The following is a 13,988-nucleotide window of genomic DNA, read 5'->3' on the forward strand; positions in this document are numbered from 1 at the left end:
CTGGCCGGCAAAGACCGGACAACGTAACAAGTTAATTTAAAGCCGTTCGTACATCAGGTAGAAAGACTAGTAGGATTTACGACGGTAGTTACCAGAAAATTGCGTATCGATCCATAATTATCTGTGTAACTCCGCTTCCATCCTTATTCCCGGGGGGCGGTATATTCCGGATTTTCCAGCAGCGATTCGTCGGTGAAGGTGTGCAGGAAAGCGATCAGAGCCCGCTTCTGCCTTTCCGATATGGGGAAGCCCGTGATATTGGGATCCTCGTTCTCCACGCCGTGGCCTCCGGCGGCGTACTCATCGATTACCTCCTCCAGTGTCTCAAAGCGGCCATCGTGCATATAGGGGGCGGTGAGGGCGATATTGCGCAGGGTAGGCGTGCGAAATTTGCCATTGTCGAAGGGGTTGGAGGTGATATCTCCCCTACCCTTATCAACGAAGTCGTAGATCGTTTCTACATCGGTAATTCCGTTGTTATGGAACTTATTATCTCCGAACTGGGGCGCATTGTGACAGTGACCGCAACCCGGATGCAGGACACCGGCCGGAACGTTTTCTACAAAGAAGAGGCTGTCCGCCCCGAGTTGCTCCTCCTCGGTAAAGAATTCGGTATTCTGGTAGACCACCCGATCGAACTTGCTATCCGCGGAAATAATCGTCCGTTCAAACTGGGCCAGCGCCTTGACCGTCAATTCCTGGTCGATCTCCTCTACCTTATCAATGCCGAAAGCGGCCCGGAAGCGGGCGGGGTAATCTTCATGGTTACGCAACTTCCGGATCACCTCCTGCCAGTCGTTGTCCAGTTCCAGCATGTTCTCCACGGGATGGATGGCCTGTTGCCAGAGCTTCTGTTCACTGCCGTCCCAGTTGAAAGCATTCGGATTGAAAGCCAAGTTAACGAGTGACATGGCACTGCGCGGTCCCGGTTCGCCCCGTACCCCAATCGCCCTACCGAAGCCATCGGTAAAGGCCAATTCTTGCTTGTGACAGGTAGCGCAGGACATATTCCCCTCGGTACTGAAGATGGAAGCGTCGTAAAAAAGGTGCCGCCCAAGGTCTACTCCCTCTTCGGACATTGGATTTTCCGGATCAACCACGGGAGAAGGAAAATACTCGGGCACCTCAAGCACATAGGGCGTAGGGTTACTGGGACCCGTGATCGTTCCTTCGTCAATAGGGTCAGTGCCGGTCGGATCCTCGCGACAGCCCAGCGTGAGCAGCAGTAACAGCAGTCCGGCAATGTGAGCGGTACGTAGCATCTTTCGGGTTGCTAAAAATCATTTATACCTGCGCTCCGCCGCCATAGTTCTACCGCGGATCTTCGGATGAGGTAACTGCTGCTTGAACAAACGCAGTATCCGTGAGGGTGTGTAAGAAGGCGACTAATGCTGATTTTTGTTCCGCATCAAGTGCTAACGGATGCACGTTCGGGCTCCGGTTTTCGGCGTAGTGGCCTCCCGAATTGTAGTGGTCGACCACTTCCTCCAGGGTGGCGAAGCGCCCATCGTGCATATACGGGGCCGTCAGGGCAACGTTGCGCAGGCCCGGCGTGCGAAAGCGGCCGTTATCGTAAACGTTTTGGCTTATGGCTCCACGTCCCGGGTCGGAAAACGCGTTTAGATCGTCGGCTTCATCGAGGCCGTTGTTTTCGTATCCCTGGTTGGTAAAGTGCGGTGGTGTATGGCAGTGGGCGCATTCGGCGGTAGGCAAGTTGGCGTATGGTCCGGCGGCATCATCGCCCAGGTCGAAGAAAAGCGCGTGCCCCAGTTGCTCGGCGGGCGTGTACCTGGCCTCTCCCCGCTGCACCCGGTCGTATTTGCTATCGCGGCTAATCAGCGATCGCTGGAACTGCGCGAGGGCACGGCCGACCAACACCGAATCTATGGTCGCCGCACCGAAGGCACTCCGAAAGCGCGCCACGTAAGCCGGATCGTCGCTAAGCCGCCGGATAACTTCCGGCCAGCTGCCGCCCATTTCGTGGGGCGTATGAATGGGGTGCAGGGCCTGTGCTTCCAGGCTTTCCGCGCGCCCGTCCCAAAATAGGGGATGGTGGAAATAGCCGACGTTGGTGAGCCCTAAAGTGTTGCGCACGCCTGGTCGGCCACCGATCCCTACGGCAGTCTTCTTTCCGTCCGTAAAAGCCAGTTCCGGGCGATGGCAGCTGGCGCAACTGATGGTGGAATCGGCGGAGAGGGCCGGATCGAAGAACAAGTGTCGCCCGACCCGGATACCGGCTTCCGTCGGCGGATTATCGGCGGGGTGAAGGATAGCCGCGAATTCCGCGCCACTTCCCGGGTCATCGGCGCACGACAGCCAGCACAAAAGGAGTATGTACCCCAGCCGCCGCACTAGTCTACCTCCAGGCGGAAGCTTTCGCTGAGCCGTTTCCATACACCGTTGGCCACCGCCTGGTTGCCGCCGTGGACGGCCTGCTTGGCGGGATCGGTAATGTCGAGGGTTTCTCCATTTTTGGAGAGGGCATCAAGTACATCCACTACGACCGTAATACGGGAGTTGGCTCCGTCCCGGACCGTAAAGGGTTGCTGTAGACTGATCCGTGTATAGAGGGAGTCACTGCCCATATGGTAGGTCAAGCCGGTGTCGAAGCGGCCGTCCTCCTCCAGCAGGGCATTTGCTTCGATCTTGGCGAAGACGTAGCGAGTCTGGGCACCCCAGAACTCATTTTCGTTGAGGACGTAGTCGGCCGGAAAATTATTGGGATCTATAGCGTTCAGGGTAGGCTTTACGCCCAGTCCAAAGCTCAGATCGCCATATTCCCCCTCCGGTAGCAGCACTTTATACGTCCGCTCAATGGTGCCGTCATCGTTGGCGGAATTCCACCGGAGCAGATCGATTTCGTTGATGACATACTCCTCCCGACCACTGCCGTCCCTAATTGCCAGATCGGACATATAGTACTGAAACAGGAGCATCTTGAGCGAGTCGCCCGTCGGGTAGCCGTACGCTTCGGATTGAATACGCAGGGGTTCACCGCCGTACTCCGCGCGGAATGCCACGGTCAGCTCTTGCTCGACAACTTCGCGGACGTCATCGTCGTCCATACAACCGGCAAGAAAAATAAGAAGAAGGAAGGGGGAAAGTAGTTTCATAGGGCGGCGCGCGCAGGTAAAGCGACTTTGGTAACGGTCGTACAACACGCCATGTCCGACTAAGGCTTCGTAAAACCCCCGGAATTATCGGTATAGCAACTGCCAAATGAGCCGAACAACGACGAAATTGCATTCGTTGCATAAGCGATTACTCTAATAACCAAAGTAAACTATCATAATTTATGGCCACCGAAGTAGCCGACCAGCAATTAGACAAAGCGTTAAAGCAATTATCCTACGGATTTTATATCGTAGCCACTCGCAAAGGCGGTGAGGATCTCGAAACCCGCAAGGAAGATTGGGTGAGTGCCGCCACCGTTAGTTGGGCGATGCAGTCCAGTTTCAATCCGCCCCTGATTACGATTGCCGTCCAGAAGGACAGCGACCTCAACGAAACGATCCAGAAGGCCCAATCCTTTTCGCTCAGTGTACTAGGTAAACAGGATGAAGAACTGATCAAGCGATTCGCCCAACAGACCGAAGTAGACTACAGCAATCACAAGGTGAACGGCATCAGCTACACCGAAGGCGAAACGGGCGCTCCCATCCTCGATTGCGGTATCGCCAGCCTGGAGTGTAAACTCGAAGATGCGCTGACCACACCGGGCGATCACCTGCTCTTCGTGGGCCGTATCGTAAAGGCGACCAGCAAGGGTGACCAGCCCATCACGGAGGCCGATACCCGCAAGCACTACGAGGGAACCTCGCCGCGGAGCTAAATAATATACTGATTATCGTTCCGGTCTTTCACCGACCAGAACCCGTGCCGGGCCGAAGAGACGAACTCTTCGGCCCGGTCTCATTTTACACCTGCTATGACTGACCCGTCCATTATCGCGCATTTAAGCCGGGAACCGCGGCTGGCACCCATCGTAAAAAAGCACAGTCTGCAGCAGCGACCGGACCACGGAGGGGATGTTTACTTCGGGCTAATCCGCTCCATCACTTACCAGCAACTGAGCGGCCGGGCGGCGGGGACCATCTTCGGACGTTTCCTGGGCATCTTTCCGGACGGCTATCCCCATCCCGAGCAATTATTGGAGATGTCCGGTACTGATCTGCGTGCGGTTGGCATGAGCCGACCCAAAGCCGGCTACCTCCATAATGTCGCCGGTTTCTGGCTGGAGCATAAGCTGATCAACGAAGATTGGAGCCGATATAGCGACCAGGAGATTATCGATCTGCTTACTCAGATCAAGGGCGTCGGACAATGGACCGTCGAGATGGTACTGATGTTTGTCCTGCACCGCCCCGACCTGCTTCCCATCGATGATCTGGTAGTACGTCGTAACCTGGTTGCCCTTTTTGACCTGCACCATCTAAAAGGCAAGGCGCTCGTCAGAGCCATGATCGAGGCGGCCGAGCCCTGGCGACCCTACCGCAGCTATGCCAGTCGGTACCTGTGGGAGATGGATAGTACGGAGGTTTAAGAAGGCGGGGTTCGTGAGCTCCGCCCGCGGTCATGGCGCATCCTGAGGTTCAACCACCACCGTATCCACACCGACCCGCCACCACTCCGACTGCAAGTCGGGAACCGGGCACACGACACCTGACACGCGACCACCTGACCCCAAACCACCCAAAATCCCGTAATTTCGCCGCCCACAAACTACCCCGCATGCCCAGCGAGCTGACTCTTTACAATACACTTACCCGGACGAAGGAGGTCTTTCAACCCCTGGTGGCAGGCCACGTGGGCCTGTACGTCTGTGGCCCAACGGTATACAATCCCGTTCACCTGGGCAATTGCCGCACTTTCGTCAGCTTCGACGTGATCTATCGCTACCTGATAACGAAGGGGTATAAGGTGCGCTACGTACGTAACATCACCGACGTCGGTCACCTCACGGATGACGGGGAAGACCGGATGAGCCGGGGCGCGCGACTGGAGCAGCTCGAACCCATGGAAGTGGCACAAAAGTTTAGCAACCAGTTCCACGACATGATGCGGACCTTCAATGCCCTGCCGCCGAGCATCGAGCCGCGGGCCACCGGTCACATCATCGAGCAGATCGAGATGGTGCGGGAGATTCTCGATAACGGCTATGCTTACGAGGTCAACGGTTCGGTTTACTTCGACGTGGAAGCCTATAACAAGGCCAATGACGAGCGCTACGGCGAACTTTCCGGCCGACGCATCGAGGAATTGATGGCCGAGAGCCGGGAACTGAAGTCGCAGCGTGACAAGCGTAACCCCTCCGATTTTGCCATCTGGATGAATGCTTCGGACGACCACATTCTTCGTTGGGACAGCCCCTGGGGAGCCGGCTTCCCGGGTTGGCACTTGGAGTGCTCCGCTATGAGTACAAAATACCTGGGGCCCCAATTCGACATCCACGGAGGGGGGAACGACCTGAAATTTCCGCACCACGAGAACGAGATCGCGCAGAACGTCGGGGCTTGCGATCACGGGGGAGCCCGCTACTGGCTACACACCAATATGCTCCTGATGAACGGCAAGAAAATGTCGAAGTCGGACGGAAACACGATATCCCCCGAAGAACTGTTCTCCGGTGACAGCGATCACGTTTCCGAAGGCTATGATCCTATGGTCGTTCGCTTCTTTATGCTGCAGAGTCACTACCGCAGCACACTGGATCTAAGCGATGAAGCCCTTCAGGCGGCCAAGAAAGGATACCAGCGGCTGCTGGAAGCATGGACGATCCTTCAGGATTTGGAAGCTACCGGCTCCGCACAGAATGGTACGGTTGGTAAGGAACTGGCTGCGGGATTGGAAGCCGCCTACGCCGAAATGGACGATGATTTCAATACGCCGAAAGCGCTGGCACGCGTCTTCGAGCTCGTCAGCCGGATCAATGCGCTGAAGGGCGGACAGCTAAGCCTGGACGAGATTTCTGCCGAACAGCTCGGCCGTTTCCGCAAGGGTTTGGGTACGTTGCTCTTCGATGTATTGGGACTCCGCGATCAAGCGGCCAGCGGCGGAGCCGAACAAGAAGCGCTGGACAAAGTGATGCAGATTATTCTGGATATCCGCGCCCAGGCCCGTGCCGATAAGGATTGGTCGCTATCCGATAAGCTACGCGACGCGTTACAGGACGCCGGCATTACGGTGAAGGACGGTAAAAAGGGAGCCACCTGGTCGATATAGGCAACGATTTGGCTGGAAGCCCATCCGCAACTACACCGCAGCCATTTTACGATGATGCCGCTGGTAAGCGTAGACGGCGGCGCCTACGGTACCGGCCGTGTTGCGCATTTCAGCGGCTTTGACCTGGCAATCAACCTTCAGGTATTTCTTGTAGTCCTGGAAATACTTGCTTCCACCGCCGCCCAGGATAATCAGGTCCGGATTCAGGATGGCATTGACGTGCTTTAAATACTTGTTGAACCGCTTGCCGAATGTCTTCCAGTCCATATTGGTATCCTTCCGGATCTTATTGGAGATGAATTTCTCGGCGATGATGTCCATTCCTTTCAGGTACAGACTACCCAGTTCGAAGTTGGGGATCAGTTCGCCGTCCATAAACATGGCTCCGCCCAGGCCGGTACCGATGGTGATCATCACCACCGTTCCGTCTTCTTTATGCGAACGGCCCGTACCGTAATTCATGGTGGCGATGCCGGCGGCATCAGCGTCGTTCAGGGCATAGATGGATACGTCCCTTGACTTACCGAAGGTTTCTGAAATGGAGGTCCCGATCCAGCCCTTGTCGATATTGGCAGCCGTTTTAGCGACGTTCCGGTTGACCACGGCCGGGAAGCCTACACCAACGATACCACTATACTCGAAATGGTCGACCAGGCTCCGAAAGGTATAAGCCATAGCCGAGGGGGTGGCGGGCTGCGGCGTGTCGAAACGATGTCGCTCGGTCAGCATGGTACCGGTCTTGACATCCACTAAACCACCTTTGAAACCGGTGGCACCTACATCAACACCCAGAATAGTCGTGCTCTTTGATCCGCTGTTTTCTCCCATGGCGGTGAATATAGTGGTTTGCTTCCGACCCGACATAGCGCTTCGGGCGTCGAAATTCGAAGCAAGCCTAACGGACTAGAGAAATCTTCATGGAGACGTCCTCCTTCGGGCGGTCACCCGCTCCCGTAGCGACGGCCGCAATCTTGTCAATCACGTCCAACCCTTCGATCACCATGCCGAAGACGGTATAGTTTTGGTCCAGAAAGGGCACACCGCCCCGCTCCAGGTAAGCTTCGCGTACTTCGCTTGGGTAACGCACGCCCGTTTGCCCTTCCTGACGATTCAGTTCGGCCTCCGTAACCGGACGCCCCTGCACGATGTAAAATTGGGAACCGCTGCTGAGCTTCTGCGGGTTGTTGGTCCGGGCGGCCGCAATCGCGCCCTTAACGTGGGCGAGGCTAGGATCGAACTCAGCTGGTACCTGGTAGCCGGGGCCACCGCTGCCCAGGCGGTCGTTGGGTCCGGCCCCGCGGCTCTCCGGGTCGCCTCCCTGAATCATGAATCCCGAAATGACCCGATGAAAGAGCAGGCTGTCGTAGAAGTTTTCCTGCGCCAGTTTGACAAAGTTGTCCTGGTGTTGGGGGGTGGCATCGTACAGCCGGGCCAGCATATCGCCCTGGGGTGTTTCGATGCGGATAAGGCATTCTTCGGGTGGAGTCACGTTGATGGTTTGGGTGGTGGTTCTGGATTTTCCTTTTTCGTTCGTAGCGGTCAGGCTCACTTCGTAATCGCCCGACTTAAAATACCGGATACTCGGATCGGTTTCCGTACTCGTCTGGCCATTTCCGAAATCCCAAAGATAGCTTTCCGCTTTTTCCGAACGATTAGCAAAGCGAACCGTATCGGCCGCGGCAACATCTGATTCTGAAAGCGTCGTAAAGCTCGCGACCGGGCGGGCACAGTACGTTAAGCTAAGAAGGGGTAGCAATAAAAGGGCGAGGCGCATTACAATAGTTTTTGGGTCTAACGCGGTGACCGGCTCACTAGTCTAGAAAGAACGCCAGGAGAACGTCGCGTTCTTTGCTCAAGCCGTAGTCGGGGGTTTCGCGACCGGCGCGGCGATACCAGTAGTTTGCATTTGATTCATCGCCTTCGATCCGGTGGAGATGGGCGTGCACCCACGCATTCTCGGAGCCGGGGGCGGAATCGATGAGATCGTGGGCGTGATCCCAATTGTTCTTACCTAGCCACCACATCGACTGAAGCGGAAGAGATAGGTCCGCTGGCGGCTCTGCGGCGGAAAGAGAAGCATCGAATTCGCTACGGGTCAAAGAGGCATTGTTTCTGACATACTTCCGGCGAAGATAGCTCCGCCGCATTGAAACAACTTCGGAGCACAAGCGATTTACTTCCATGTACGAAATCGGAAGCCTGATCATCATCGGCGTACTCGCGCAGTGGATCGCGTGGCGCCTGCGTGTACCGGCTATCTTACCCCTTATCTTGGCGGGTATTCTCATCGGACCGGCCTGGGAGTGGTACTCCGGCCATCGCCTCCTCAGTCCCCGTTTTGATAGTGAAGCCGGCACCGGACTTTTCCCCGGCAACCTGCTCTACAGTTTCGTGTCCCTCTCGATCGGGCTCATCCTGTTCGAGGGAGGGCTGACGCTGAAGCTCAAAGAGATTCGCGGCATGGCGGATAGTATTCTAAGACTGACCACCTACGGAGCCTTCACGACTACCATCGTGGCCGGGTTAGCGGCCCACTTCATCATGGGGCTTAGCTGGCAGATCGCGTTTCTGTTTTCGACGCTTATCGTTGTTACCGGCCCCACGGTTATCGCGCCGATCATGCGGCAGATCAATGTCAAAAGACAGGTAGCCACCGTCCTGAAGTGGGAAAGCATCATTATCGACCCCGTGGGCGCCTTCCTGGCCGTTCTCTTTTACAATTTCATTGTCGCTTACTACGACCCGGAGGCGACCGTTTACAACTCGCTGATCAAATTTTTCCAATCGGGTCTGGTGGGGATAGGTCTCGGCTTCGTGCTGGGGCACCTGTTGTTTATCCTGATTTCCCGATTCTACGTTCCTCGGTTTCTGCTCAATATCGTTACCCTAGGGTTCGTCGTCGGTGCCTTCCTGATTTCTGACACCATCGCCCACGAAAGCGGGCTGCTTACCACCGTGGTAATGGGTGCCTATCTGGCAAACCGGGAGGTTCCGTTCCTTCATGATATTCTCGACTTTAAGGAGAGTCTTACCCTCCTCCTCATTTCGCTGCTCTTCATTCTGCTATCGGCGAATATGACCGTCGATCAGATCGCGCTGGTCCTTAACCAGGAGAGTCTGTACGTTTTCCTGATCGTGGTGTTCCTGGCGCGTCCGCTTGGGGTGTTTTGGAGCCTGTCGACCTCGGACCTCACCTGGCGGGACAAGGCCTTCATCAGTTGGGTCGGCCCCCGGGGTATCGTGGCTGCGGGTGTCGCTTCCCTGTTTGGTATTGAATTGGCGGAGCAGAACGTGGCCTACGCCGAATACATCACCCCCCTCGTCTTTCTGATCGTGCTCGGTACCGTCCTCCTGAATGCGACCCTGGCGGGCTTCCTGGCCCACAAGCTTAAAGTCAGCCTGCCGAAGGGAAGCGGCGTCCTCATCTTTGGTGCATCGGAAGGATCGAGACAGCTTGCCCATTCCCTCATCGATTCCGGGCGGGAAGTCATCCTGGTCTCTTCCAACCGGGCGGAGTGCGATATCGCCGAGGAAAACAACCTGACCGCCGTGCACGCCCAGCTGAACTCCGATGAGCTGGATAGCCGACTGGACTTCACGGATATCGGCTACGTGCTCGCCCTGACCGGCAATGACGAGGACAATTTCTACCTGCTGAATAACTACCGCAACCGAAAGGGAATACGGGGGGCGTACCGCCTGGTTACACGTAAGGAAATCCAGCTACAACGCTACAGCAAGGAAGCCCTCTTCGGACATTACGTGAGTTACCTCCTCTTTAACCGCGCGGCCCGTAATTTCGGTGCCGTCAACGCCATCGAGCTTGTGGATCCGGACGACCTGCCCGAACTCATCGAAAGGCTGCGGGAGGAGCGCGCGATTCCCCTCTACCTGCGTTGTACCGAGTACGGTGATATCACCTTCGTTCCCGCTAATGACGACCGCCCCCTGTCCGTATCAGCCGGCGATACCCTCTACTACATCGGTGAACCACTGGGTGACCTCAACGAAAATTCAGCCCGGCAATTGACGAGGGAGGTGGAAGCCTAATGCCTACCCTCAGGCCAGCAGCTTCTCCAGTTTATTGCCCCGGCTACCCTTGACGAATACCTTTTTGCCGGTCCAATCCTGCTGCCAAAACCAATCGGCCAGGCTGCTCACGTCGGCGAAATGGGGTCGCCCCAGTTCCCGGGCCACGGGTTCCATCTCACTACCTAGTAGCAGCACCGTACGGGCCACCTGGCCGGCGCGGAGCACTACCCGGCGATGGGCGGCTTCACTCCCCTCCCCCAGCTCGAGCATTTCACCAAGCACGACGACGCTATCACCGGCGGGGTTGGTGATGGCGAATGAATCCAGCGCAGCCATTACGCTGCTGGGATTGGCGTTATACGCGTCCCAGTAAAATGCTACATCGCGGTGGGTAAGCCACTGGCTACGATGGTTAGCGGATTGGTATTCGGCCAGGGCGGCGGCAATCTCCGGACCAGGGACCTTGAAATATTTACCTACGGCAATGGCCGTCTTGATATTCTGCAGATTGTGGCGTCCGCTGAGATGGGTTTGGGCGCTGTATGGCTCCCCCGCCGCAAGAAAACGAACGTTGACATTAGGATGAATGGCAAGTGTCTTTATCTCCAGTCCAGGAACCAGCGGTGATGGCTCCTCGCTCGTGAAGTAGGAAATGATGCGCTTTAGACTCTCGGCCATTACAGGAAGATGCTCCTCATCGGTGTTGACGAAGGCGACGCCGCCGGTCTGCCGTAGAAAATCATAGAGTTCGCCCTTTCCCTTGATCACACCCGCTTTTCCGCCGAACCCTTCGAGATGCGCGTCGCCGATATTCGTGATGATACCATGAGTCGGCCGGCCAATCTCACACAGCTCGGCAATTTCGCCAACGTGGTTGGCCCCCATCTCGAGCACCAGGAACTCCGTCCCCTTTGGCATGGACAGGACCGTGAGCGGAAGTCCGATGTGGTTGTTGTAGTTGCCCGGCGTGGCGTGCACCCGGTATTGCCGCGACATTACCGCCGTTACCAATTCCTTGGTCGTCGTTTTTCCATTGCTACCCGTGATGGCCAGTACCGGCATCCGAAAATCGCCACGGTGCCGCTTGGCCAACTCTTGCAGGGTAGTGAGGGTATCCGCTACGAGAAGATACCGCCCGTCTCCCTCAGTGATCACGGCAGGGTTATCGACTACGGCATAGGCCGCTCCCCGGTCGAGAGCAGCGGCTGCATACTGGTTCCCGTCCGTATTCCCCCGAAGAGCGAAGAATAGGCTTCCGCGTTCCGCCTTTCGGCTATCGATAACGACCCGCGGGTGCTCCAGGTATATCCGGTAAATGTCCGTAAGGCTGGACTGGGGTATCTCCATTACACAAAGCTACGTGTCAAACACGAAATGCCCCGTACCGTATTCCGGCCGGGGCATTTCAAATCTTTAGGAACGATATGGACTACCGACGGGACCGGCGGCGGTTCTTGTTCTTTCCGGGCTTGATACCGAAGCGATTTACTTGCGGCTCATCGATGCCCTGGCTGTCACCTACGCGGACCATAGCGCAGCGGAAGCCAATGGTGCGGGAGGCACGGTCCTGGTCGAGGTAGCGACGGGTACCGGGACTCAGCCAGTAGGCGCGGTCAGCCCAGCTGCCACCCTTGTAAACACGGGCTTTGTCGCTGATCAGGGTGTGCTCGTTGGTGGAGTACTCGGCACCACTCTCTTCATCACCATCCAGGTAATCATAGACACGGCCACGGTTATAGTTGTCGCGTTCGGCTACGTCGGCGTCATTTACCGGCACGTAGACCAGGCGACCGAGGCTGTCCTTCTCAACGGGGCGACCGTCCTGGTCACGCTTCATGTCCTGGAAGTCGTTACCACGGAAGCTGTTGAGATCGTGGTTTTCGACGTCGACCAGCGTTTGGGTAGTCAGCGGGCGGTAGAGGTCAAGAACCCATTCGTTCACGTTACCGGCCATGTTGTACAGACCGAAGTCGTTGGGGAAGTTGTCCCAGATGTTGCTCGTGATCATGTTCTCGTCGTTGGGCTTACCCGACAGACCACTGTAGTCACCACCGCGACGCTTGAAGTTGGCGTACATCTTACCCTGGTTCTTATCGTGTACGCGGTAGCGCAGGCTGGTACCACTCCAGGGGTAGATACGACGGTCGGTGTAGTTCTCGTCTTTTTCGTTAGCCTGAAGCCCTTCGAGTGCCAGAGCGGCGTACTCCCATTCCGCTTCGGTAGGCAGGCGGAAGTCGGGCTGCAGGATACCATCCTCCAGGCGGACGTGCCGCGTTTCACCGGTCTTCAGATCCTTCATGCCCTTACGCTCGACACCTTCGTACTGTCCGGCCAGGTAGGCATCGGTAACGAATACGTCGGATCCACTCTGGTCGGGGCGTTCTTCCTGGATGCCTTTGTCAATCAGAATTGCTTCGTTGACACGGTCGGTACGCCAGCGGCTATACTCGCGGGCCTGTACCCAGCTGACACCGACGACGGGGTGCTGGCTGTAGGCGGGGTGACGCAGGTAACCCGTCACGTAAGGTTCGTTGTAGGAAAGCTCGTCACGCCAGACCAATGTATCGGGAAGGGCGGCCTGGAGTACCTCGGGGTAATCGGCGTAGACGTCTTCGGTCCAGTGGAGGTACAGCAGATAGTCTTCGTTGCTGATCTCGGTCTGGTCCATGTAGAAGCTGGAGACCGTTACCCGGCGGGGAATGTTATCCCAGTCGTAAGGAACGTCTTCTTCGGTGAATCCCATGACGAAGGTACCGCCGGGAATCAGGACCATATTAGGTGGGGTTTCTTGCCCCTCGAAATCGTTGTTCCGTTCGTAGCCGCCCCACTTCTCGTCGTTGTACTTCCAGTTGGTCGTACGGGAACGGTCGTTGTTGCGGTTACAGCTAGCTACCAGCAGAACCAGGCAGAGGTAGGGAAGCGTTTTGAAAAATACTTTCATATGGCGGTGGTCGTCCTAAGATTAAAGTCGGTTTATTGAGGCGTTCCGGTCGGAGGGAGCGTGTTCTACCGACCTACGGCTAACTAAACCGAATCGCCAGACCAACTATTGTGTTCGAAATCTTAATATTTCCGGCGGGGGTCAGGTTGCACCAAGCGTGTCGGCTTCCTTGCTCTCGCGGACATATTCTTTTCCTAGGTATTCCGGCGGTTGATTTCGTCCTGTAGCTGCCGGCGAAGCTCCTGTTCCACCGTCAGACGGCTTTTACGGCTTTGCTCGAGCTCATCCGCAAGTTTATCGCGCTCCCGCTTTAGTTCGGTGTTGTTGGCAGCCGCAATCCGTGTGCTAGCCAGGGCAACCAGCAGCGCTACCAGGAGGCCGATGACAAGCGACCACATGATGAGGCTGTAGGTGCCTTTATTGAGCTGAATACCCAGCAGGCTGACCGTGTCCAACTCCTCGTTGAGTTCGGCAATGGTAGCATCCCGGTTAGCCACCTCCGAAGAATTGGCTTCGATCTGGTTGCGTAAATCCGCCATTTCCGCCTCCAAATCGGATATCCGCTCCGTATACCCACTGATCGAGTCGCTAACGTTGACCATGAAGGCATTCAGGAATTCCTGGCGAACCACCTTGAATTCCTGGTAGCGGTTAGAAGCGTCGAGCATCTCGTCGAACTGCTGCTGAAGGGGTGCATCCGTCGCACCGGCCGGATTGCCGCGCCGTTGAGCGGATACATTCACGCACAAAAACAAGAAGAACAAATAAAGAAAGCAACGCATAATAGAATGTT

13 protein-coding genes are annotated in these 13,988 nt (G+C 56.4%); 4 read left to right on the top strand and 9 right to left on the bottom strand.

Annotated features, from left to right (window positions below):
* Window positions 1-143: 143 nt before the first annotated feature.
* Genes DRW39_RS18000 through DRW39_RS18010 form a run of 3 tightly spaced genes read right to left on the bottom strand, consistent with a single transcriptional unit; the run spans window position 144 to window position 3,113 of the window.
* Window positions 144-1,262: a cytochrome-c peroxidase gene (locus DRW39_RS18000; protein WP_116108471.1), complete on the bottom strand. Its 1,119-nt coding sequence runs from the start codon at window positions 1,260-1,262 to the stop codon at window positions 144-146.
* Window positions 1,263-1,311: 49 nt separating this feature from the next.
* On the bottom strand, window positions 1,312-2,325 hold the full coding sequence (locus DRW39_RS18005) for a cytochrome-c peroxidase (RefSeq protein WP_232830183.1): 1,014 nt from the start codon (window positions 2,323-2,325) through the stop codon (window positions 1,312-1,314).
* Window positions 2,326-2,351: 26 nt separating this feature from the next.
* Entirely contained in the window at window positions 2,352-3,113 is a 762-nt protein-coding gene (locus tag DRW39_RS18010) for an MbnP family protein (RefSeq protein WP_157976204.1), read from the bottom strand.
* A gap of 182 nt (window positions 3,114-3,295) precedes the next feature.
* On the opposite strand from DRW39_RS18010, the gene DRW39_RS18015 reads away from it, so the two are divergent.
* The 3 genes from DRW39_RS18015 (at window position 3,296) to cysS (ending at window position 6,222) form a co-directional block, all read left to right on the top strand.
* Entirely contained in the window at window positions 3,296-3,832 is a 537-nt protein-coding gene (locus DRW39_RS18015) for a flavin reductase family protein (RefSeq protein ID WP_116108474.1), read from the top strand.
* A gap of 96 nt (window positions 3,833-3,928) precedes the next feature.
* The gene (locus DRW39_RS18020) at window positions 3,929-4,543 is read left to right on the top strand and encodes a DNA-3-methyladenine glycosylase family protein (RefSeq protein WP_116108475.1); all 615 of its coding nucleotides are present in this window, start codon (window positions 3,929-3,931) and stop codon (window positions 4,541-4,543) included.
* A gap of 188 nt (window positions 4,544-4,731) precedes the next feature.
* Entirely contained in the window at window positions 4,732-6,222 is a 1,491-nt protein-coding gene (gene cysS / locus DRW39_RS18025; RefSeq protein WP_116108476.1) for a cysteine--tRNA ligase, read from the top strand.
* 30 nt (window positions 6,223-6,252) lie between these two features.
* Here the strand turns inward: cysS and ppgK are convergent, their stop codons facing one another.
* The 3 genes from ppgK to DRW39_RS18040 all read right to left on the bottom strand — a co-directional run bounded on the left by ppgK (window position 6,253) and on the right by DRW39_RS18040 (window position 8,321).
* Window positions 6,253-7,050, bottom strand: a complete 798-nt coding sequence (gene ppgK / locus DRW39_RS18030; protein WP_116108477.1) for a polyphosphate--glucose phosphotransferase — start codon at window positions 7,048-7,050, stop codon at window positions 6,253-6,255.
* Between the two features lie 67 nt (window positions 7,051-7,117).
* Window positions 7,118-7,996, bottom strand: coding sequence for a peptidylprolyl isomerase (locus DRW39_RS22675; protein WP_116108478.1), 879 nt, complete (start codon window positions 7,994-7,996; stop codon window positions 7,118-7,120).
* 37 nt (window positions 7,997-8,033) lie between these two features.
* Entirely contained in the window at window positions 8,034-8,321 is a 288-nt protein-coding gene (locus tag DRW39_RS18040; RefSeq protein WP_198664936.1) for a hypothetical protein, read from the bottom strand.
* 82 nt (window positions 8,322-8,403) lie between these two features.
* On the opposite strand from DRW39_RS18040, the gene DRW39_RS18045 reads away from it, so the two are divergent.
* Complete coding sequence (locus tag DRW39_RS18045; protein ID WP_116108480.1) at window positions 8,404-10,272, top strand: cation:proton antiporter; 1,869 nt, start codon at window positions 8,404-8,406, stop codon at window positions 10,270-10,272.
* Between the two features lie 9 nt (window positions 10,273-10,281).
* Here DRW39_RS18045 and DRW39_RS18050 read toward each other — a convergent pair whose 3' ends face one another.
* The 3 genes from DRW39_RS18050 to DRW39_RS18060 all read right to left on the bottom strand — a co-directional run bounded on the left by DRW39_RS18050 (window position 10,282) and on the right by DRW39_RS18060 (window position 13,977).
* A complete protein-coding gene (locus DRW39_RS18050; protein WP_232830184.1) occupies window positions 10,282-11,601 on the bottom strand; it encodes a UDP-N-acetylmuramoyl-tripeptide--D-alanyl-D-alanine ligase in 1,320 nt (439 codons plus the stop codon).
* 82 nt (window positions 11,602-11,683) lie between these two features.
* Entirely contained in the window at window positions 11,684-13,195 is a 1,512-nt protein-coding gene (locus DRW39_RS18055) for an SUMF1/EgtB/PvdO family nonheme iron enzyme (protein WP_116108481.1), read from the bottom strand.
* Window positions 13,196-13,389: 194 nt separating this feature from the next.
* Window positions 13,390-13,977 (bottom strand): hypothetical protein, encoded by a 588-nt coding sequence (locus tag DRW39_RS18060; protein WP_157976205.1) that lies wholly within the window; start codon window positions 13,975-13,977, stop codon window positions 13,390-13,392.
* Window positions 13,978-13,988 lie beyond the last annotated feature (11 nt).

This window comes from Lewinella sp. IMCC34191 (assembly GCF_003390935.1).
In the GTDB taxonomy this organism is placed as follows: domain Bacteria; phylum Bacteroidota; class Bacteroidia; order Chitinophagales; family Saprospiraceae; genus Neolewinella.

Bases quoted from the DNA above. Each gene is read 5' to 3' on its own strand.
- DRW39_RS18000 (WP_116108471.1), bottom strand. From the start codon at position 1,262: ATGCTACGTACCGCTCACATTGCCGGACTGCTGTTACTGCTGCTCACG.
- DRW39_RS18010 (WP_157976204.1), bottom strand. From the start codon at position 3,113: ATGAAACTACTTTCCCCCTTCCTTCTTCTTATTTTTCTTGCCGGTTGT.
- DRW39_RS18015 (WP_116108474.1), top strand. From the start codon at position 3,296: ATGGCCACCGAAGTAGCCGACCAGCAATTAGACAAAGCGTTAAAGCAA.
- DRW39_RS18020 (WP_116108475.1), top strand. From the start codon at position 3,929: ATGACTGACCCGTCCATTATCGCGCATTTAAGCCGGGAACCGCGGCTG.
- cysS (WP_116108476.1), top strand. From the start codon at position 4,732: ATGCCCAGCGAGCTGACTCTTTACAATACACTTACCCGGACGAAGGAG.
- ppgK (WP_116108477.1), bottom strand. From the start codon at position 7,050: ATGGGAGAAAACAGCGGATCAAAGAGCACGACTATTCTGGGTGTTGAT.
- DRW39_RS22675 (WP_116108478.1), bottom strand. From the start codon at position 7,996: ATGCGCCTCGCCCTTTTATTGCTACCCCTTCTTAGCTTAACGTACTGT.
- DRW39_RS18045 (WP_116108480.1), top strand. From the start codon at position 8,404: ATGTACGAAATCGGAAGCCTGATCATCATCGGCGTACTCGCGCAGTGG.
- DRW39_RS18050 (WP_232830184.1), bottom strand. From the start codon at position 11,601: ATGGAGATACCCCAGTCCAGCCTTACGGACATTTACCGGATATACCTG.
- DRW39_RS18055 (WP_116108481.1), bottom strand. From the start codon at position 13,195: ATGAAAGTATTTTTCAAAACGCTTCCCTACCTCTGCCTGGTTCTGCTG.
- DRW39_RS18060 (WP_157976205.1), bottom strand. From the start codon at position 13,977: ATGCGTTGCTTTCTTTATTTGTTCTTCTTGTTTTTGTGCGTGAATGTA.